20 protein-coding genes are annotated in these 20,023 nt (G+C 35.3%); 13 read left to right on the top strand and 7 right to left on the bottom strand.

Annotated features, from left to right (window positions below; genetic code table 11):
- Positions 1 to 551: 551 nt before the first annotated feature.
- The 3 genes from ACFQ18_RS01895 to ACFQ18_RS01885 form a co-directional block, all read right to left on the bottom strand.
- On the bottom strand, positions 552 to 1,805 hold the full coding sequence (locus tag ACFQ18_RS01895) for a C40 family peptidase (protein ID WP_240473207.1): 1,254 nt from the start codon (positions 1,803 to 1,805) through the stop codon (positions 552 to 554).
- Positions 1,806 to 1,995: 190 nt separating this feature from the next.
- On the bottom strand, positions 1,996 to 3,195 hold the full coding sequence (locus tag ACFQ18_RS01890) for a CynX/NimT family MFS transporter (RefSeq protein WP_060667748.1): 1,200 nt from the start codon (positions 3,193 to 3,195) through the stop codon (positions 1,996 to 1,998).
- 85 nt (positions 3,196 to 3,280) lie between these two features.
- The gene (locus ACFQ18_RS01885) at positions 3,281 to 4,501 is read right to left on the bottom strand and encodes an EAL domain-containing protein (RefSeq protein WP_204797848.1); all 1,221 of its coding nucleotides are present in this window, start codon (positions 4,499 to 4,501) and stop codon (positions 3,281 to 3,283) included.
- Between the two features lie 149 nt (positions 4,502 to 4,650).
- Between ACFQ18_RS01885 and purU the strand changes: the two genes are divergently transcribed.
- On the top strand, positions 4,651 to 5,550 hold the full coding sequence (gene purU / locus ACFQ18_RS01880; protein ID WP_060667747.1) for a formyltetrahydrofolate deformylase: 900 nt from the start codon (positions 4,651 to 4,653) through the stop codon (positions 5,548 to 5,550).
- 214 nt (positions 5,551 to 5,764) lie between these two features.
- Positions 5,765 to 6,376, top strand: coding sequence for an NAD(P)H:quinone oxidoreductase (gene wrbA / locus ACFQ18_RS01875; protein ID WP_047184113.1), 612 nt, complete (start codon positions 5,765 to 5,767; stop codon positions 6,374 to 6,376).
- A gap of 302 nt (positions 6,377 to 6,678) precedes the next feature.
- On the opposite strand, the gene ACFQ18_RS01870 is transcribed toward wrbA, so the two are convergent.
- Positions 6,679 to 6,855, bottom strand: coding sequence for a hypothetical protein (locus ACFQ18_RS01870; RefSeq protein ID WP_165589174.1), 177 nt, complete (start codon positions 6,853 to 6,855; stop codon positions 6,679 to 6,681).
- A 91-nt stretch (positions 6,856 to 6,946) separates the two neighbouring features.
- Here ACFQ18_RS01870 and ACFQ18_RS01865 point away from each other — a divergent pair, with 91 nt between their 5' ends.
- Both ACFQ18_RS01865 and yiaA read left to right on the top strand, forming a co-directional pair.
- A complete protein-coding gene (locus ACFQ18_RS01865; protein ID WP_244986862.1) occupies positions 6,947 to 7,603 on the top strand; it encodes a hypothetical protein in 657 nt (218 codons plus the stop codon).
- Positions 7,604 to 7,799: 196 nt separating this feature from the next.
- Positions 7,800 to 8,267, top strand: a complete 468-nt coding sequence (gene yiaA / locus ACFQ18_RS01860) for an inner membrane protein YiaA (protein ID WP_204797847.1) — start codon at positions 7,800 to 7,802, stop codon at positions 8,265 to 8,267.
- A 37-nt stretch (positions 8,268 to 8,304) separates the two neighbouring features.
- Here the strand turns inward: yiaA and ACFQ18_RS01855 are convergent, their stop codons facing one another.
- Both ACFQ18_RS01855 and cspD read right to left on the bottom strand, forming a co-directional pair.
- Positions 8,305 to 8,697 (bottom strand): ribonuclease HI family protein, encoded by a 393-nt coding sequence (locus ACFQ18_RS01855; RefSeq protein WP_060667744.1) that lies wholly within the window; start codon positions 8,695 to 8,697, stop codon positions 8,305 to 8,307.
- Between the two features lie 84 nt (positions 8,698 to 8,781).
- Positions 8,782 to 8,982, bottom strand: a complete 201-nt coding sequence (cspD, locus tag ACFQ18_RS01850) for a cold-shock protein CspD (RefSeq protein ID WP_047184109.1) — start codon at positions 8,980 to 8,982, stop codon at positions 8,782 to 8,784.
- 617 nt (positions 8,983 to 9,599) lie between these two features.
- Here cspD and metA point away from each other — a divergent pair.
- The 3 genes from metA (at position 9,600) to ACFQ18_RS01835 (ending at position 11,262) form a co-directional block, all read left to right on the top strand.
- The gene (gene metA / locus ACFQ18_RS01845) at positions 9,600 to 10,508 is read left to right on the top strand and encodes a homoserine O-acetyltransferase MetA (RefSeq protein ID WP_060667743.1); all 909 of its coding nucleotides are present in this window, start codon (positions 9,600 to 9,602) and stop codon (positions 10,506 to 10,508) included.
- Between the two features lie 124 nt (positions 10,509 to 10,632).
- On the top strand, positions 10,633 to 10,926 hold the full coding sequence (locus ACFQ18_RS01840; protein ID WP_257454540.1) for a YkvS family protein: 294 nt from the start codon (positions 10,633 to 10,635) through the stop codon (positions 10,924 to 10,926).
- Between the two features lie 204 nt (positions 10,927 to 11,130).
- Positions 11,131 to 11,262, top strand: coding sequence for a YuzL family protein (locus tag ACFQ18_RS01835; RefSeq protein ID WP_083452488.1), 132 nt, complete (start codon positions 11,131 to 11,133; stop codon positions 11,260 to 11,262).
- Between the two features lie 322 nt (positions 11,263 to 11,584).
- Here the strand turns inward: ACFQ18_RS01835 and corA are convergent, their stop codons facing one another.
- Entirely contained in the window at positions 11,585 to 12,532 is a 948-nt protein-coding gene (gene corA, locus ACFQ18_RS01830; RefSeq protein WP_060667741.1) for a magnesium/cobalt transporter CorA, read from the bottom strand.
- A 172-nt stretch (positions 12,533 to 12,704) separates the two neighbouring features.
- On the opposite strand from corA, the gene ACFQ18_RS01825 reads away from it, so the two are divergent.
- From ACFQ18_RS01825 to larC, 6 genes are all read left to right on the top strand, one after another.
- Positions 12,705 to 13,067 carry a recombinase family protein gene (locus ACFQ18_RS01825; protein ID WP_047184107.1) on the top strand — a complete coding sequence of 121 codons (363 nt, stop codon included), beginning with the start codon at positions 12,705 to 12,707 and terminating at the stop codon, positions 13,065 to 13,067.
- Between the two features lie 327 nt (positions 13,068 to 13,394).
- Complete coding sequence (locus tag ACFQ18_RS01820; protein ID WP_060667739.1) at positions 13,395 to 16,172, top strand: UPF0182 family membrane protein; 2,778 nt, start codon at positions 13,395 to 13,397, stop codon at positions 16,170 to 16,172.
- A 435-nt stretch (positions 16,173 to 16,607) separates the two neighbouring features.
- Positions 16,608 to 17,438: an ATP-dependent sacrificial sulfur transferase LarE gene (gene larE, locus ACFQ18_RS01815; RefSeq protein ID WP_083452487.1), complete on the top strand. Its 831-nt coding sequence runs from the start codon at positions 16,608 to 16,610 to the stop codon at positions 17,436 to 17,438.
- A 179-nt stretch (positions 17,439 to 17,617) separates the two neighbouring features.
- On the top strand, positions 17,618 to 18,511 hold the full coding sequence (locus ACFQ18_RS01810) for a LarC family nickel insertion protein (RefSeq protein WP_047184106.1): 894 nt from the start codon (positions 17,618 to 17,620) through the stop codon (positions 18,509 to 18,511).
- Between the two features lie 34 nt (positions 18,512 to 18,545).
- Positions 18,546 to 19,289 carry a nickel pincer cofactor biosynthesis protein LarB gene (gene larB / locus ACFQ18_RS01805; protein WP_204797846.1) on the top strand — a complete coding sequence of 248 codons (744 nt, stop codon included), beginning with the start codon at positions 18,546 to 18,548 and terminating at the stop codon, positions 19,287 to 19,289.
- An 18-nt stretch (positions 19,290 to 19,307) separates the two neighbouring features.
- Positions 19,308 to 19,772 carry a nickel insertion protein gene (larC, locus tag ACFQ18_RS01800; protein ID WP_084824012.1) on the top strand — a complete coding sequence of 155 codons (465 nt, stop codon included), beginning with the start codon at positions 19,308 to 19,310 and terminating at the stop codon, positions 19,770 to 19,772.
- The last annotated feature ends 251 nt before the right edge of the window (positions 19,773 to 20,023 follow it).

Raw genomic sequence — 20,023 nt, 5'->3', positions numbered from 1 at the left:
CTTTTGTAAAATTAAATAGAATAATATTATTTTCATAATCATACTTATCATTTATCAATAACATCAGAAAGAATACTGGCTGATTCTATGAATTAGTTGTTATTTGTATGCGGTAAAAATAATACTTATTACCTTCGTTTCATATTTTTGGTCAAAGATGAAAAGGTGTTCCTTAGAAAGTTAGCCCACATTCTTCTTACATAACCTCCAAGTCATAAGTGAAAAAGATAGTAGTACCTAACTGCTGTCTCTTCGTTAAATAAAACAAAAGCTGTCGTCCCCCGACAGCTTTTGTTTTTTATCTTTAGTTAATGTTTTATCCCACCTAAACGAGCAGTAAGACTCCCACCTCAAACTTCTGGGGAAACAAAGAAAGTAAGTGGGAGATCAACTTCCCGTAAAGGTCCGATAAGTACGACTAACTATCAGTGGGGGATGAAGAGGAAAACCCCACTGATGAAAGTCTTCTTTACCCCAGCTAAACTGGGATTACCCAAAAGAAAAACGAACACCCTCGATCAGATACTAACGAAGATGTTCGTTTTCTAACTTTAATAAAATCGTTTAAAACTATCGAAATGCTTACTCCAATAAGGATTATCTAAACTTACAATAGATACACCGGAACTTGTACCAGCTTGGAGGAATTTATTATCTCCAAGATAGATTCCCATATGAGAAATACCAGATCGATAAGTTCCTGAAAAGAAGACTAAATCCCCAACTTGTGGATTGTTCACGTAATAAGAGCGTTCAAAATAACCATCCGTAGAAAGACGATTTATTTTCTTTCCAGCTTGATTGTATACGTAATAAATAAATCCGCTACAGTCAAATCCACTAGTAGTTGTACCGCCCCATTTGTAAGGGATGCCTATTAAACTTTTTCCAACACTAACTAGTTTGTTAACATCGTAGTCTACATTTGTATTTGTAGAAGAGCCAGTCTTTGTACTTTTTACAGAACCAGTTGATTTCTCTTTCGTAGCACCAATGCTTAATTTTTGTCCAATGTATATCATATCAGACGATAAGCTATTCCATTTCTTAAGATTAGCGACACTAACCCCATGTGCCTTACCAATTTTAGAAAGGGTATCTCCTGATTTGACCGTATATACAGAAGCTTTATTTCCATCTTGTTTACTAGCCGAAGATGATGTACTAGTTGAAGAATTGTTACTAGATTTACCAGCTATGTTTAATTTTTGACCAACATAGATCAAATCAGAACTTAGATTATTCCATTTCTTTAGATTAGCTACAGAGACATTATACTTTGCACCGATCTTAGAAAGAGAGTCTCCAGCTACAACGGAATAAACAGTAGAAGAGCTGACTTTAGTTTCTTTTTTTCCGCTTGTTTTCGTATTTTGAGATTCTTGTTTACTTACAGTTAGCACATTTCCAGGGAAGATAAGAGTAGTATCTAATCCATTCCATTTCATTAAATTAGTAAGGGATATATTATGTCTTGACGCAATTCCACTTAAAGTGTCCCCAGCTTTAACTGTATATGTATTAGAAGTGCTTTTTGAGCTTTCTTGTTTTTTCGATGCAGTATCCTTGGCTGAAGAACTTGCTGAACCTGTTTCTAGTACTTGATTTGGAAAAATCAAATCCGAGGTTAAGTTATTTATCTTTTTCAAATTCGTTACTGTTGTATTGTGTTTCTGAGCAATAGTCCAAAGTGAATCTCCGCTCTGTACCTTATGAGATGCTGCTTCAACTTGATCCGCTCCGACCATAGCCGATGCAATTGCTGCACCTGCTGTAACCGACATGATTACTTTTTTATTCGCCAATTTTCACTTTCCTCCTACTAAACTTGTCAATAATAAATCTATTATACCATTTTTTTCTAAAAATAGTAGAATTATCTAGGAGAATTTAGTATAGAATTTAATTGAAAAAGTAGAATTATAGGTTTTAGGCGATTGTACCGCACATAAAAAAGGAATCAACTAACATGTTAATTCCTTTCAATCTAAAAACTTATACATATTTATTACGGCCTGCACCTAGTCCAAATATAAGAACAATTACAGAGTCTATTAAGATGACAATTAAAGGAAGCGTCCATCCATTGGAAATATCGTTCAGAAAACCGATTAATAACGGACCTGTTGCGGCAAGTAAATAACCTAGTGTTTGAGCCATACCTGATAATTCCGCGGCTTCAATTGCCGTTCTTGCACGAAGTCCGATTAATGTTAAAGCCAGTGAGAAAGCTCCAGCTAGCGTAAATCCGATAAATGTACAACTAATAACCATCATTGTAGTTGTTGTACCTAATAAAAGTCCCCCATAACCAAGAAACGAACTAATAATGATAGAAATAACGACTCCCTGTTGATTACGAAACTTTTCTGCTATAACTGGAACGAGAAAACTTGCAGGAAGTCCTATAAACTGTGTGAAAGATAACATCCAACCCGCTGTAGCCATACTAACCCCTTGGTCATTTAAAATGGTAGGTAACCATGAAATCGTTGAATAAAACAAAAACGACTGCGTACCCATGAATATAGCAACTTGCCAAGCTAGAGGTGATTTCCACATTTTTTTATTCGTGCGGATAAACTTTCTCTCCATATGCTGGTCAGAATTTCCCTTTCGTGCCAAATAGAAAATATTAAATAGTGCAAGAAGCGTAGGTATTCCCCATATAAATAAAGCGACTTTCCAACCGAGATTTAATCCATCCGCAATTGGAACGTTGAGACCAGAGGCAGCTGCAGCAATAACTCCCATTGCTGTTGTGTATAAACTAGTCATTAAACCTATTTTATGAGGAAACTTATCCTTAATAAAACTAGGCAATAATACATTTAATACCGCTATTCCTAGTCCGACTAATAAAGTTCCTGAAAAAAGAAGGATTACAATAGAATTGGAACGTATACTAATTCCGATAAATAACATAAGTAATCCAATTAACATTGCCCATTCATTAGATAACCGATTTGCTAAACTTGGTGCTAACGGTGACATAATCGCAAATGCAATGACTGGTAAACTTGTTAATAATCCAGCACTGGAGCTTGATAAACCAACATCTGCTTGAATAGAACCAATAATAGGCCCAACAGATGTAATAGCTGGCCTTAAATTTAATGCGATTAAAACAATACCACTAATTAATAAGAATGAATACACCTTATTTGTCTGCTGTTTTGAACGCTCTATCTCCATACCGAAAAACCCCTTTCACATTATTAACAATATAGCACATTCATTGAATCTTCAAAATAGATAAATGAAAAAGGGCTTTTGTTCCTCACAACAGCCCTTCTTGTTCAAATAAATAATCATATGGTATATCCATAAAAATATATTTATTCTTTGAAATTGGATAAGAATAGGTCCGAATTTGTTCATTTCGATCAATGTCCGTGTACAAGTTGGAGAGGATTCCTTTTTTCTCTACATTCATCCGTACAATACTTTCAAAAAAGTAAGGACGCCAACTCCAGTTTTTCTGTCTGCCTTCTGGATTTAATTCCCAATCACCTTCACGACTCTTTTCCGCATTAGAAGATAACTGTATTCCTTCATCATTACAAATATATACTCGGAAGGCGAAAGGACTACATGCATTTCCAATGGTAATTATAATTTCATCATGTGGTGCATTCGCATCTATATCTTGCAAGGTTTGCTTGAATAATTGCTGGATATCAGTAGTAAGTTGTAGTTGAGCTTTCATTTTTTTCTTTTCGTATTTAACAAATAGTTGAAAATCCCTCTCCATGATATCCTTATACGTATCTTTCTCTACAAATTGTGGATTTGACTTTGCCAAGTAACGCCCTTGATAATATCTTCCACCGTTTCGCCAGGCATAATTAAATTGATTATACGTGGTGATCCCTTTAAAAAGTAATGTAGATCCCATTTTATGTGCTAACATGGAAATGGAATAATGGACATCATTATATAAGTGTGGCAACGCATCTTCTTTCAAAAAGCTGACATCGATTTTAATGATATTTGGTTCGAAATAAGTAAGTTTATCCAAATTCCCGCTTGTTTTTCCGACATCATCAAAAGCGATTTGGATTCCTAGAGTTTTTATGTATTTAAATAAGGAATTGAGAGAATATACTTCTTCTGTTATTTGTTTTTCCTTCAATTCTAGAACAATCTTACTTAGATCGAGCCCTTTACTTTCGTAGGATTGTAAAAGCGAAAGGATCGTCTCACCATCGTCTTCATGAAGTAATTCCGCATCGTAGCTGAAAAATAAAAGGACGGTTTTATCAGTTTCTAAATAATAATCTAGTGCTTTTTGTTGGATACAAGTAATGACTTCTAATCGGAAATCATGTGGGATGGAACTATCTTTGAAAAACCAATCTAGACGTTGTTTTTCACCATCCTCGGTTAAGTAATAAGCTTTTAATTCGTAGCCAATCACTTTACGAGTATCTGCACTTACAATAGGTTGATAATATGGAATAACGTGGTCTAAATTCATCATGATATCTAATGGATCCACTTCTAGTCCCCCCAAACTTGCAACAATTTAATAGATATTATAACAAACATAATGAACATCGTCTTGACTAGAGAACGAGAATTTCATAAAGTAATATTAGAAAGCGTTATTACGCGATCGAGTACACGGAAAATAATGAGGTATTTAATATGAATAGTTATATGCAAGATAGAATTAAAGGTTTTACAGAAAAAAATGAAAACAAAGCACGCTTTTTAATTAAATGTCCCGATCAACCAGGGATTGTTTCTACTGTTTCGGAATTTTTATTTAAACAAGGGGCGAATATTGTCGAATCTGACCAATATACAATGGATCCAGAGGGTGGACAATTTTTTATGCGAATTGAATTTGAATGTCCTAACCTTATGAAAAATGCCAATAAAATAGAAAAAGATTTTCAACCAATTGCGGAAGAATTTCATATGGATTGGAGAATTATGTATGTTAGTCAATTGAAGAATGTGGCGATTTTCGTATCGAAGGAACCACATTGTTTACTAGAATTATTATGGGAATACCAAAGTGGAGATTTAATGGCTAATATTGCATTAGTTATAAGTAATCATGATACATGTCGTGAAATGGTGGAATCCCTTGGAATTCCTTTTTACCATATTCCTGCTAATAAGGACATTCGACAAGAAGTTGAAGAAAAACAGAAGCAATTACTAAAAGAGTATGAAGTCGATTTAATTGTACTAGCTCGCTACATGCAAATTCTAACAGATGATTTTGTGAAAAATTTTAAAAACCAAATTATCAATATTCATCATTCCTTCTTACCTGCATTTATTGGGGCGAAACCATACGAACGTGCTTATGCTCGAGGAGTAAAAATGATTGGTGCCACTTCCCATTATGTAACAGGTGACCTAGATGAAGGTCCAATCATTGAGCAAAATATTGGCCGCGTTGATCATCGTGATAATGCTAGCGATATGAAAAAAATCGGCCAATCCATTGAACGTAGTGTATTAGCAAGTGCAGTAAAATGGCATTTAGAAGATCGAATTATTGTTCATGAAAATAAAACGATTGTATTTTAAATAATAATAAACATAGCAGTTCAATTCACGTATGAGTTGAGCTGCTTATTTTTTTAAGGAAGGAAACGCTAAAGGGTAGCATTGTAATTAACTACAAATATCTCAAAGTTATATGAATCAAATAAATATTATTCCTGATAATCGGGAATAATAAAATGGTGAAATATATGGGATTAATAAAAAATACTTGGAACACCAAAGGAGAATTGAAAATATGTCAAACATTAAATTAGCTGTAATTTTTTATTCAATGGGTGGAACAAACTATCAACTATCTAAATGGGCAAAAGAAGAAGCAGAAGCTGCAGGTGCGGAAGTTCGTTTATTAAAAGTTCAAGAGTTAGCACCAGATTCGGTGGTTGAAGCAAATGCAGCTTGGAAAGCAACAGTGGAAGCTACAAAAGACGTAACGGTGGCAACTTCAGATGATTTGGAATGGGCGGATGCAATCATATTTAGTGTACCTACACGATTTGGAAATATAGCTTCTCAAATGAAACAGTTCCTAGACCTTCAAGGCGGACTTTGGGCAAATGGTAAGACGGTCAATAAGGTTGTCAGTGCGATGACTTCAGCACAGAACCCACATGGTGGTCAAGAAGCAACATTGTTATCGCTATATACTTCTATGATGCATTGGGGTGCAATCATTGCAACACCAGGTTATACAGATCCAGTCCTATTTAGTGCGGGTGGAAACCCATACGGAACAAGCGTAACAGTGGATCAAGATGGTAAAATGGTAGAAGATGTGGAAGCTGCAGTGAAACATCAGGCGAAACGTACCGTAACGGTTGCCGAATGGGTTAAAAAAGGAAAACAATAATAGATTATAAAGGGGTATAGGTTCCCTTTTTGGGTACAAAACATATTCATAGTGTTTGAACGAAAAGCAACTTGGAATCCTGGTAAACATAGATTTACCAGGATTTTAATATTATACAGAAAAACAAAGATTCTGCTATTTCGTATTTAAAGGGATTACTGTTTTTAAAATAAAAGTATATTCTTTTTTTCTTAATGATTTATACTTTTTATAACAACCCATAGAACGGAGCCAATTATGAGCCGGATTAGATTTTTTGTTTATCAATTCATATTGTTTCTAGCACTTCTTGTTCTGAATATTTATTCTGATTCATACATAAGTAAACCATTTTCGATTGTTGACATAATAGCGATATGCATCAGTTTCCCTATTTTTGTGTCAATTGTCATTCTCATAGGCATGTTGTATAAGCGCTTTAATGCTAGGTTACGAAACAAGATCTTACTTTGTGGAGCAGCCTTTATTTTGGCAATCATCGTTATAGCTACAGTAGAAAATGTTTGGTTTGAAATAAAAGGGGAGATGTTGTTTAAATAAGTTCGCTAAATACGATTAAGAGAGGAGGAATTGGATGATAAGAAGCAAATTGGCACTCATTATTTCGTTTGTTATTTTAGCTATATGTATGTCTTTATATTTCCCATTCCTAATAATGCCATGTTAGGAGCGCATTTTACATTCATGTCGTTCCCACTTAGCAATCATGATGGATATATTTTTCTTGGTATCATTGGATCCGTTTTATTTGTAATCGCCATGATATTACTTGGTATTGGCATGAAAAAATATCACTGGCGTACCATAATCATCGTTGTCCTTGTGTATTCATTTTTGCCTAATATTCTTATTACCATCTACCAAGAAACATTAGCAAGTGGCATTGCAGCCATCTCATACGATAACAATGGCGAGTGTAGTTTTGAATCTGTGGGTCAAGATCTATTGGATGGGGAATGTCATCTTGTTTTACATAATCGAAGCAATGAAGATGTGTCCTTTGAATTAGAATTTATAGATTCCCCGTACATGGAGGATGGGGTACGAATGGAGTCACTTATGAATCTGGCAGGCCCATATCCAATGACGATTGAAGCCAATCAAAAAAAGCCTATTCAATTAAAGGAACTGCTTGAAGTATCAGATGATCCTAATCATATAGAAGAAGGTACATCCTATGATGTTCATATTAAGTTAATGTACGGGAAGAAAGCACGATCTCTTTAGTTAATAGTACAATTCTTGGTTATTCTTTTGCCTAAATAATTAAAATAAAATTATCTTACATTTATTGGTAGCAAATCCATATAATGTATTACCACTTTTGCATAAGATAAACTATCAAGAATTTAATGTATGTTCTAAGTGGGGTATTAGAGCAGCTTAAGAGTCGGTCGTAAATAAAAAATGGGGGGAATCATTCATGGAACGTCAAGATGAGGGATTATTAAATAAAGAAAGCGATGTAAAAATAAAAGAGGAAAGAAGAGAGGGGGAACCGACCTCAGCTTTCAAAGGGGCGTCTTGGGCAGCGCTTTTAATAGGTGTTGCAGCTTATCTAATTGGTTTATTCAATGCTGAAACAATGCAGTTAAACGAAAAGGGATATTACTTTGCGGTATTAGTGTTCGGACTTTATGCGGCTGTATCCTTACAAAAAGCAGTAAGGGATAAAGATGAGGGAGTACCAGTTACTAGTATTTATTATGGTATTAGTTGGTTGGCACTGATTATCGCAATTGCATTAATTGGTATTGGACTATTCAATGCAGAAAGTATGATTTTAAGTGAGAAAGGATTCTATGGAATGGCATTTGTTCTCAGCATATTTGCAGCTATCACGGTTCAAAAGAATATTAGAGATACACAGAAAGCAAGAGAAAGAGATTGATCATCTAATTAATGGGCAGTTCTAAATAGAAACTGCCCTATTTTTGATCTTGAATTGCCTTTCTTGCCAACCTATCCGCATTTCCATTCTGTTTTTCTGGTATCCATTTAATAAAAACATAAGCAAAATGGGTGGATAGTTCTCTGACCTTTTCTAATAGAGGTAGAAATGTTTTGTTTTTCGTATAATCACGGTCAATGGTATTTACGACGATTTGGGAATCCGATCGAAATGATAAAATTTCACCTGGAAACTCATTTTTACAGATTTCCAAAGCTTTAATAACGGCATAAAACTCAGCCTCATGGTTTGATAAATCTTTTAAAGGTATGGCATATTCATATTGTTTTTTATTTGCTTTTATGTATATACCAGCCCCGCTAGGCCCAGGATTTCCACTAGACGCCCCATCCGTGTATATTTCTATCAATTTTTTCACCTTCTTAAAATATAATAGGAAGATAAATAAAAAGCCCTTCTCAATAATGAGAAGAGCTTTTTATGTGAATGCAACTTATAGTTTTGTAACGTTAGCTGCTTGTGGTCCACGGTTACCTTCTTCGATATCGAAAGAAACTTCTTGACCTTCTTCTAAAGTTTTGAAACCGTCGCCTTGGATTGCTGAGAAGTGTACGAATACGTCGTCTCCACCTTCAACTTCGATAAATCCAAAACCTTTTTCTGCGTTAAACCATTTTACTGAACCTTTGTTCATAGAAAATTCCTCCATGTGCTCACGGCACGTTTATTACTAATTTCTGTTCTAGATAACCAAGACCATAATTACTTTGAAGAAGTATTTAGTAGTACTTGGCAGAAAGGAAAGCATAAAACCTTCTTTCTGCATAAGTGCAACTAGGCCTTCACCTAAAGGCTTGGCGAATGCCAAGTTTTTTAATATTGCACACGAACATCAATAAGTTAATAATAGTATATCACAATCCTATATATAAATATACATAAATATTATAAAATATCTTTCAGTAAAATATGGAAGGAATTTTCTCACCTAGTTTTCACTTTTTTCTTCCAATTGTCTTTCCCAATTTTATTAGCTTTTCGAAAGAAGTTTGTTTTTCTGCATATGTTTGAATGGCTTTCATAATTTTAGCGGGAAATTTACAGGACCTTCTTTTTGTTTCATCAATCCCAATTATAATAGGGAATGGGAGCTAAACCAAGGGAAGTGAATTTTTGCTTCTCTTCTGTTATTTAGACTGTAAAAGATATTTTTCGACAAAAATGTATAGGAATCGAAGGGTGACATGGGGCTACTTTAAATTTATAATGGAATATAACATTCAGATAATTTGGGGAAGGGAGAAATGTTCGTTGCCGATTAATATACCAAAACAATTGCCAGCCCGTGAACTATTAAATAAGGAAAAAATATTTGTAATGGATGAGGATAGGGCGCTTACACAAGATATCCGTCCACTTAATATATTAATTTTAAACTTAATGCCTGAAAAAGAAAAAACAGAATTACAGTTACTTCGACTATTGGGTAATACGCCATTACAAGTAAATATTACTTTCTTAAGGACAGCGACCCATCGCTCTACTCATGTGAGTAGTTATCATTTAGATTCCTTCTATACAACATTTGAAAAAGTAAAAAATAACCGATATGACGGATTAATTATTACTGGTGCACCCATTGAGCATTTGGAATTTGAGAAAGTAAACTATTGGAATGAACTAACTCAAATTATGGATTGGGCAAAGGAAAATGTTACATCGACATTAAATATTTGTTGGGGAGCACAAGCCGCATTGTACTATCATTACGGAATTGAGAAATATGATTTACCTAGGAAATGTTTCGGGGTATTCGAACATACCATAGCAGATCCAACAGTAAAATTAGTGAGAGGATTTGATGAAGTATTCCAAGCTCCACATTCTCGGCATACCGGTAATTCAAAAGAAGCAATTGAATCACATCCAGATTTATTTTTACTTTCGAAATCAAAGGAAGATGCACCGTTTATTATCATATCTAGAGATGCAAAAAACATTATGATAACTGGACATTTGGAGTACGACGCAATGACACTTTCAGATGAATATCATCGTGACTTAGAACGCGGGAAAGATATAGATATACCTGTTAATTATTTTCCGAATGATGATGTAAATAAACGTCCACTACATACTTGGCGCTCACATAGTCATCTGCTTTTCTCTAACTGGTTAAATTACTATGTATACCAACAAACACCATACGTATGGAAATAAAAGAATATAAGTTCTGTTTTTTACATAGGATGATAGTATACTTGGGATGAAACTTAAAAGCGATTAAAATACACTGATGAATAAAAAAACAACAGCTAATGGGCAATATTGTAAAGGGATGATTTTGGGGAAAAATACAAAGGGAAAAAGGGTGACTATTGTGGAGAAAGTGAAGAGGAGAAAGGTAGAAGCATTTCAAGGGGATAAAGAAAAGGCAAAGCCGGGGGATGTTGTTCAATTTTTACGAAATAATATTATTTTGGAAGGGATTGCATTACCCTCAAACGCGGAAAATAGTATCATTGTTGATTTATCATCAACGAGCTTTAAAGTACTAGAGGAAATAAATCATGGCTATTCTAATACAGTAGTAGCGCATCATAAGTATCGGGTAATAGAAAAATCTAATGAAGAGTGACTGGTAAAATGGCACTTATCATTTCCATAGCATTAAACAAGGCGATCTAACAAAATGGATCGTCTTTTCCGTTTAGATGATAGAAAAGAAAACTCTTTGCATAAGGGAATTGAGACTTTTGCCAAGATTTATAGCGAATGTCAATTTTTCTAAAGTAACATAACCACATCATTTTAAGGAACACTAACATTGGAGGTGATGACAATGTCCAAAAGAAAAGTTAATCCACTAACACATGGTTTAGGTTCACCAGATGTAGAAGGGCAAGGAACAACAAATAGGGAAACTGGAAGGAAAAAAGCTGATTCTTCCAGAAAGAAACAAAAACGTTTTTAATATCTAGTGCTATATATTTCATGGAAAAACAGGCGGGAAAATAATTCTATCTATGTTTATTATGTTCAGGCACTCATTACGTCTATGAGAGCCAGTTCTTTGGATTTTCAATTGAGTTTGGGAACTCATTACGACGATGAGCGCCCATTCCCTAGATTTTTAATTGAGTAAGGTCACTCATAACTTCAATGAGTGACCCTACTCCAAATTTTTAATCTTGTTTGGGCACTGATCACCTTAATGAGTACCCATTTTCTAGATTTTAGCCAAGTTTGGGAACTCATTTCCATTATAAGTTCCTATACTCTATATAGCTTACCTTCTAAAACCACCCTTTTTTTCTAAACCATAATATCATCATAATGGTCAAAACTATCATTAATCCAATAACGATAAAATACCCGTAATGCCATTTAAGTTCAGGCATATATGTAAAGTTCATTCCGTAAATTCCTGCGATAAAGGTTAATGGTGCAAAAATCGAAGTGATAACCGTTAAAATTTGAATCACTTGGTTTTGTTGATAGGAGTTAATGGAAATGAAGTTATCTCGAATATCGTTTGTAACGTCGCGATTCGAATCAACCATTTCAGAAAGCTTGAGTAAATGGTCATAGATATCCATGAAGTATTCTCTGCGACCGTGAATACCTACGAGATGATGTGAATTTAAGATACGGTACAGCAGATCACGAATCGGATTGATTGTATGCCGTAATTTGAGTAGTTCATGTCTTAAATCGAATAATTGATCTAATAAAATATCCATGCCCAATTGATGAGGATTTTCTTCCACGACATTAATTTCTTCTTCTAAGTGGTAAATGATTGGAAAAAAGTTATCTACCACTTTATCAAAAATTTCATAAAAGACACGGAATTCATCCCAATTATCCATCTTTTCTTGTTTAATCAAGTTATTCCAAACTAAATTAACTTCGGCCAAATCGGTTAGGTGGAATGTTACAATAAAATGCTCTCCAAGAAAGAAACCAATTTCATGTTGATTATATTTCAATTCACCAACTGTATGGGTGATGACTAATGAAAAATCATCATAATAGTCCATTTTGGATCGTTGTTGACCTTGGATGCAGTCTTCTATAGCGAGTGGATGGAAGTTGAGCACGGATTTTAATTTATCAATTTCCTCTTCAGTGGGCTTATTAAAGTCAATCCACCACCATTTATATTTATGGGTTTCGAAATTATCTAAGTCCCTTTCTAAAACTCTCTTGTTTTCAGAAGTTACAGCTAAAATCTGAATCACAGTAAAATTCCCCTCTAATATGTATTCTTCTATATCTTTTAACTATACCCTTAAAGCCTATTGACTATTCCATACCAATTAATCTGCCAATGGTCTGAAAAGCTTTTTTTCTGCCCATACTAGAGATTAAAACCTGATATTACTAGAGTCAGAGAAAAGGAATGGGATAACGTTGAAAAAAGCTATTCTATATATGATAAGATCGCTAGAACCTAATGAACAATTTACAAGGCAAGAGTGGACGATGAATGAACATAGTAAAAAGTTTAATATCCAAATCATAAAGAAATTCTCAGACATTGGCTATCCCGCAAGTAATTTAAAACGCCCGGCTTTACAGGAAATGATTAAATTTATGGTAAATAGTAATGAAAAAATGGACCTCATTTATTTTTATGGAATCGAACAATGTGAAAAAGATTGGATACGAATCAAGTACTTAGAATCCACCATAAGAAGCTACGTTCATGAAATTGTATTTATAAAAGATAAGTTAGTTGAAGAACATGTCATAAATAAAAGGGAAATGAGTTAACACCAAATTACCATTTATGCAGGAAGAAAGTTTAGTTTTGTCCCACCTCAAGCTTCTGGGGAAACAAAGAAGTTAGGTGGGAGATCAACTGCTCGTAAAGATCCGATAAGCGCACCTAACCATCAGTGGGGATGAAGGAGAGCCCCCGCTAATGGAAGTCTTCTTTATACCTCCTTTCTGTCGAAAAACAACTTCGAAAATCTTCCAAAAATTAAGCGACAATATACGGTATATCTGTTACGATATAAGTAGTTATCATTTTTTTGCAGGTAGGAAAGTATAAAAATCTTTCCCGTCTGTATAAGTGCAGCAAATAGGAGGTATGAGATGGCTTTTAGGGGAAGAACAGATGGTCCAAATGGTTCAAATGTAGAGCAGTTAAAAAAGATGAAAAAACTAGGTGGTCGCTCTGGTATTTTTATCGGATTTTTAGTTGTGCTATTCATTATCGTTGGACTTGGTTTAAGCTGGGTTACCGAATACATATGGATGGATTCGCTAGACTTTTCTTCTGTGTTTACCACCATATTAAGTATTAAGGTTATGCTTGGAGCTATAGGGTTTGTATTATTTGCAATTATTACGTATATTACCCTATTTTGGATAAAACGAACTTATCTTTCGCAATTTTCTATTCACCAGCTTCCACCATTTTTACAAAGAGGGAAAACATTAAACTTAATTATTTTAGCAGGAACTTTATTTGTTGGCTTAATTGGAAGTACAACGGTGCAGGGGCTTGGTTGGGAACCAGCGCTCAAAATCATGAACTATGTACCATTTGGTGAAACAGATCCATTTTTTAATCGGGATATTTCATTTTATATGTATGTCTTACCATTCTTGAAATTTGTAGTGAATCTACTATTAAGTTTAAGTATATTTGTTTTAATAGTAGAGGTTGCCGCTTATTCAGTCTTTCATATTTATCGTATGAATAAATCTGCCCAGTCACATTTATCTCTAACGGTATTAATTGTTGGGGTGTTGTTGGCAGTAACTCACGTTTTAGAACCGTTTAGTACGCTATTGACTAATCGTGTTAATATATTTCAACATAGTGTCGTGCACGGGCTAAGTTTTACAGACCGTATGGTTAATATTCCAGTATCTTACGTTCTTGCGGCATTTTCAATTATTGCTGCTGTTTGGATTATTCTTAGTTTACGTAAAGGAAGAATCCATAAGCTTATTATGCCAATAGCTATCTATTTTGGAATTATTATTTTGGGGCAAGGAGCATCATTTGTCGTTCAACAATTTATCGTTTCTCCAAACGAGTTTAATAGAGAGGCTCCGTACTTAGAACATAATTTGAATTACACTAGGGCGGCATATGGCTTAGAAGGAATGGAAGAAAAGGAACACCCTGGTAATGTTGATTCATTAAGCGAAGATTTAATTAAGCGAAATCAACTAACAATAGATAATGTACGTATTAACGATGCTAGACCACTTTTGGATGTTTATAATCAATTACAAACATTCCGTACGTATTACCAATTTAACGATATCGATATTGATCGTTATAAGATTGATGGGAAGTATCAGCAAGTATTTATCGGCGCTAGGGAATTGAATACGGAAGATTTGCCGGAGCAGGCACAAACATGGGTTAACCAAAACCTACGTTATACACATGGATACGGGATTGCAATGAGTCAAGTAAATAAAGTAACCTCTCAAGGTCAACCAGAATATTTAGTTAGAAACTTACCACCACAAGGTGCGATCGATATTGAAAAACCGCAAATTTATTTTGGGGAAGAAGATTATCGGAGTGTCATTGTCGATACAGAGGTAAATGAATTTGACTATCCAGCTGGTGAAGAGAATGTATCCACCCGCTATGAAGAAGAGGCGGGAATTCCATTAACGGGTCTAAATCGTTTACTATTTGCCATTGATGAAGGATCCATTCGTATTCTTGTGTCTGGACAAATCAATAAAGATAGTAAATTACTGCAAACACGTAACATTATGGAACGTGTAGAGCGTATTGCTCCATTCTTTGAGTATGATGATGATCCTTATGTTTTCGTACGTGATGATGGAAGTCTTGCATGGATGATAGATGCGTATCTAATTGGGGAAGGATACCCATATGCGGAAAATTTTGACGGAAGAAACAATTATATTAAAAACCCTGTTAAAGTTGTAGTTGATGCTTATACAGGAGAAACAAACTTTTATATTACTAATCCTGATGAACCGCTCGTACGGACATACCAGAATATGTTCCCGAACTTGTTCACTACGGAAATTCCTGATGATGTACGCAGTCATTTCCGTTATCCGGAGCAACTATTTAAGATTGAATCCGCGATGTATGGAACCTATCATATGACAAATCTTGAACTTTTCTATAATAGAGAAGATTATTGGCAGTTTCCAACCGAAAAATACTATAATGAAGATATCGAAATGGAACCTTATTATACAACTATGAAACTTCCTGAATATGATGAAGAAGAGTTCATCCTTATGGTGCCATATGCTCCAAGAAACAGGCAAAATATGATTGCTTGGATGGGGGTTCGGAATGATGGGGAACACTACGGTGAAAAATTTGTTTATAGGTTCCCTAAACAAGAAAACGTTTATGGACCACAGCAAATTGAAAACCGGATAAACCAAGATAGTGTCATTTCTCAGGAATTAAACTTATGGTCACAAGGTGGATCTTCAGTCATTCGCGGAAACTTATTCGCGTTACCGATAGAAGATACGGTTCTTTATGTCGAACCTATCTACATTGAATCTTCTAACGAGACTTCTCTTCCTGAAGTGAAACAAGTCGTTGTTGCATATGGTGATCATATTGCAATGGAAGCTACGTTTGATGAAGCGTTGCAGAAGATTGTGGATCGTGTAGAAAAGGGAATTAAACCAGAAGAAGTTCCAGATGCTGACGGTGAGGTAACAGATGAGGGCAATACAGAGGAAGATCAACAAGACCAGCCAAATACGGATCCAATTCTAAATGCGGATGAAGTACTAGGTGAAGTGTCTGATCTTTTCAATCAATACCAAAAAGCACTATCTGAAGGAGACTGGCAAAAAGCCGGAGAAATAATGAGTGAGCTAGATCAAAGATTGAAATAATATAACTTTTCGACCATCAAATTAATGCAGATTTGGTGGTCGTTGTTATTTTAAATTAATTTGGTAATACATAAGGAAGGGATAAGAATATATATGAATATGTTAATAACTTGTTAAAACCAAATTCGGAAAGCGCCCGGCATTTGGTTTGACAACTAAACAAAAAGAAAGTATTTTAAAGTTATAAGATTTTAAGATTTGGAAAATAAATAAAGTGTTATTTTATCCCACCTAAACGGGCAGTAGAATCTCACCTTAATCTTCTCGGGAAACAAAGAAGGTAGTTGGGAGATCAACAGCCTGTAAAGGTCCGATAAGTGCGACTAGGCATCAGTGGGGATGGAGGAAAACTCCCATTGATGGAAGTCATCTAGATAAAAACTTACTAAGATTAAACCTCCTTAGAGGGAAAATGTGCTGAATGGAGTGACTAGGATGTTAGAAAAGAACCGTCGTTTAGGTGAAATATTAAAGAATATGGGCCGTGTAATGGTTGCGTTTTCTGGTGGTGTTGATAGTGCAGTTGTTTTAAAGCGAGCTCAACAAGAACTTGGAAATGACAATGTATTAGCTGTTGTTGTGAATTCCGAGCTATTCCGTGATTCTGAGTTTGATGCTGCTGTTGCATTTGCCGAAGACATGGGTGTCCGTGTTCATAAGACAGAAATAAAAGAATTAGAGGATTCACGAATCGTTGCAAATAATCCAGATAGCTGGTATTACAGTAAAAAGTTGTTGTACACTCATCTAAATCAACTTGCGAAAGAAATGAATTTTCCATATGTATTAGATGGAATGATTATGGACGATGAAGAAGATTTCCGTCCTGGGTTAAAAGCAAGAACGGAAGAGGGCATTCGTAGTGTACTCCAAGAAGTAAATATGTATAAAACGGACGTACGTGAACTAGCAAAAGAATTAAATCTACCAGTTTGGAATAAATTAGCATCTTGTAGTCTTGCATCAAGATTCCCTTATGGAACAACATTAAATAAAAAAATCGTTAATCAAGTAAATGAAGCAGAGCTTTATCTGAAAGGCATCGGTTTTGATGAAGTTCGTGTTCGCTATCATGACAATGTTGCACGTATTGAAGTGGCAGCAGATAAAATCATTTCCTTACTTGAGAAGCGTGAGCAAATTCAACATAAACTAGTATCATTAGGATTTGATTATGTTTCTTGTGACCTAAGAGGGTATCGTACTGGTAGTATGAATGAAGTATTGTCTGAAGCTGCCAACGGGCAACTTGCAGCTAATGCTTAAATCGTGTTGATTTAGGAATCTATGGTAGCAGTTTTTAATCTCGACATAAGATTAAAAACTGCTTTTTTAGGTGGATTGGAAAAGTTTTTAAATGATTTACCCCACCTAAACGGTTAGTAAGAAGGTAAAGATGGATATGCTTTTAAAAAAGGAAATTTATAAATACGAGGGGCTTTAGAATGAAAATATTATATTTTGATTGTTTTTCAGGTATGAGCGGAGATATGACAATAGGAGCACTACTTGATGCTGGAGGAGATTTTTCTCACCTGGAGTCAGAACTTAAGAAATTGAACTTTGCGGATGAGTATGAATTGAAAATGGACAAGGTAGTGAAAAACGGAATTACAGGAACTAAATTTGATGTCGTGTTAAAAAATGGAGAACATCATCATAACCACTCACACGAACATACGCATAACCATGATCATAATCACGAACATCATCATGCACATGGTGAGGGTCATGATCATCATGAGCACCATCATCATGTACACTCTCATGAGCATTCTCATGACCATGAACATTCCCACCATCATGATCATGGGGACCACCATCACCACCACCGAGCATATCGTGATATTGTACAGATGATTTCAGAATCGGATTTATCGGATAAGGTAAAAAATATGTCCTTACAAATTTTTAAAAAGATTGGTGAAGCGGAAGGGAAAATTCATGGGATGCCACTAGAGACTGTTCATTTTCATGAAGTAGGTGCAGTGGATTCTATCATTGATATTGTAGGTACTGCCATATTATTGGAACAACTTGAAGTTGAAGAAATCAAGGCTTCCCCAATCCCAACTGGTTCTGGGAAAATTCATATCGACCATGGAATTTATCCGGTACCCGCACCAGCAACTTTAGAAATTTTACGTGGTGTTCCTATCGCAAATAGTGAAGTCAGGGGAGAGCTAACTACTCCAACAGGTGCTGCTATTGCCGCAGTGTTGGCCAAGGAATTTTGCACTTTTCCTTCGATGAAAGTGAAAAAAGTTGGCTATGGAGCGGGAACGAAAACTTTCCCTCAACATCCGAACGTATTACGCGTTGTAATAGGTGAAGAATGAAAGAATATACTTTCGGGGGGGGGAAGAAGGAAATATGGAAGATATTTTACTTAAAGTTCAAAATGGATCATTAAGTATTGAAGAAGCAAAGAAACAACTTGCTACATATGAGGATTTGGGCTTTGCAAAAGTAGATCATCATCGTAAGAAGCGTCAAGGTTTCCCCGAAGTTATTTATGGGGAAGGAAAAACAGTAGAACAAATGATTTCCATTTTAGAATCTATAAAAGCAAAGGAAAATGATGTTCTTATTACGAGGATTTCAGAAGAGAAGGCAAATCAAATCTTGGAAGTTCATCCAGAGTTAACGTATAAAAAATTAGCGCAGATTTTATATTGGAAATCCGCTAAAAATACGGATGGAAATAATGATGGGTATATAGCGATACTTTGTGCGGGAACTTCTGATTTAAGAGTAGCGGAAGAAGCTGCTGTAACAGCGGAAATAATGGGATGTAATGTTCGGAGATTTTACGATGTTGGTGTAGCCGGTATTCATCGATTATTAGATCAAGCGAAAGAAATTCAACAAGCCACAGTGTCGGTTGTTATTGCGGGAATGGAAGGGGCATTGCCAAGTGTTGTCGGTGGACTCGTATCACATCCTGTTATTGCTGTTCCTACAAGTGTTGGCTACGGTGCTAATTTTCAAGGTCTCTCTGCACTATTAACGATGCTCAACTCCTGTGCCAGTGGAATTAGTGTGGTGAACATTGATAATGGTTTCGGTGGTGCGTATAACGCAGTGTTAATAGATCGGTTAGCACAGAAAAGTTAGGAAGGGAATGAGTGAAAAGTGGAAATAAAACACCCTCCAGACGAAGAGCATATCGATAACAATATGGTGAAAATGGAAGTAAACCTTGACGACACTTCGGGGGAATTGCTTGGTTATGTGATGGAGTTATTATTTACAGCGGGTGCTAATGATGTTTTTTATACGCCCATCTATATGAAAAAAAACCGTCCAGGTGTATTGCTTCAACTTCTTTGCTCTATGGATAAATTAGAAAAAATGAAGGAAATTTTGCTTCAAGAAACGACAACGTTAGGAATTCGCTATTATCCTATAACCGTTCACCGCATGCAAAGAAGATTTATAAAAGTGGATACCAAATGGGGCCCAGTCACTGTAAAACAAGGAATATCAAACGGCAAAGTATTTCAAAGTTCCCCGGAATATGAAGATTGTAAAACGATAGCTAAGACACATTACATACCGTTAAAAAAAGTGTATGAAGAAATATGGAAACTTCTATAAAGAACAAAGACGTTGGAGCCGGACGTGGCCTTTTCTGAATAAAGCTAGAGATTGCGATACGCAATTTTCTCTAGCTTTTTTCTTTAGGACCGGACAGTTAACCCCTAATAACGGAAGTCATCTTTATATAATCAAATCATTATAAAATTTACCAAAAAGTGCGAAAATATTTCTGATAAAAAAGGATTTTTGCCATTCTTTGGCGAAATAATAACCAGAACTATCTTGTTATTTTCAAATAAGAGAAGGGT

Origin of the sequence: Oceanobacillus caeni, assembly GCF_042678465.1 — a bacterium.
In the GTDB taxonomy this organism is placed as follows: Bacteria; Bacillota; Bacilli; order Bacillales; family Amphibacillaceae; genus Oceanobacillus; species Oceanobacillus caeni.
The sequence above is the reverse complement of the archived record's forward strand: the minus strand, read 5'-3'. Positions and strand labels throughout refer to the sequence as shown.

Bases quoted from the DNA above. Each gene is read 5' to 3' on its own strand.
- larB (WP_204797846.1), top strand. From the start codon at position 18,546: ATGGAAGATATTTTACTTAAAGTTCAAAATGGATCATTAAGTATTGAA.
- cspD (WP_047184109.1), bottom strand. From the start codon at position 8,982: ATGAACAAAGGTTCAGTAAAATGGTTTAACGCAGAAAAAGGTTTTGGA.
- ACFQ18_RS01810 (WP_047184106.1), top strand. From the start codon at position 17,618: ATGAAAATATTATATTTTGATTGTTTTTCAGGTATGAGCGGAGATATG.
- ACFQ18_RS01820 (WP_060667739.1), top strand. From the start codon at position 13,395: ATGGCTTTTAGGGGAAGAACAGATGGTCCAAATGGTTCAAATGTAGAG.
- ACFQ18_RS01890 (WP_060667748.1), bottom strand. From the start codon at position 3,195: ATGGAGATAGAGCGTTCAAAACAGCAGACAAATAAGGTGTATTCATTC.
- wrbA (WP_047184113.1), top strand. From the start codon at position 5,765: ATGTCAAACATTAAATTAGCTGTAATTTTTTATTCAATGGGTGGAACA.
- larE (WP_083452487.1), top strand. From the start codon at position 16,608: ATGTTAGAAAAGAACCGTCGTTTAGGTGAAATATTAAAGAATATGGGC.
- ACFQ18_RS01835 (WP_083452488.1), top strand. From the start codon at position 11,131: ATGTCCAAAAGAAAAGTTAATCCACTAACACATGGTTTAGGTTCACCA.
- purU (WP_060667747.1), top strand. From the start codon at position 4,651: ATGAATAGTTATATGCAAGATAGAATTAAAGGTTTTACAGAAAAAAAT.
- ACFQ18_RS01870 (WP_165589174.1), bottom strand. From the start codon at position 6,855: ATGATTGCCAAAATAAAGGCTGCTCCACAAAGTAAGATCTTGTTTCGT.
- yiaA (WP_204797847.1), top strand. From the start codon at position 7,800: ATGGAACGTCAAGATGAGGGATTATTAAATAAAGAAAGCGATGTAAAA.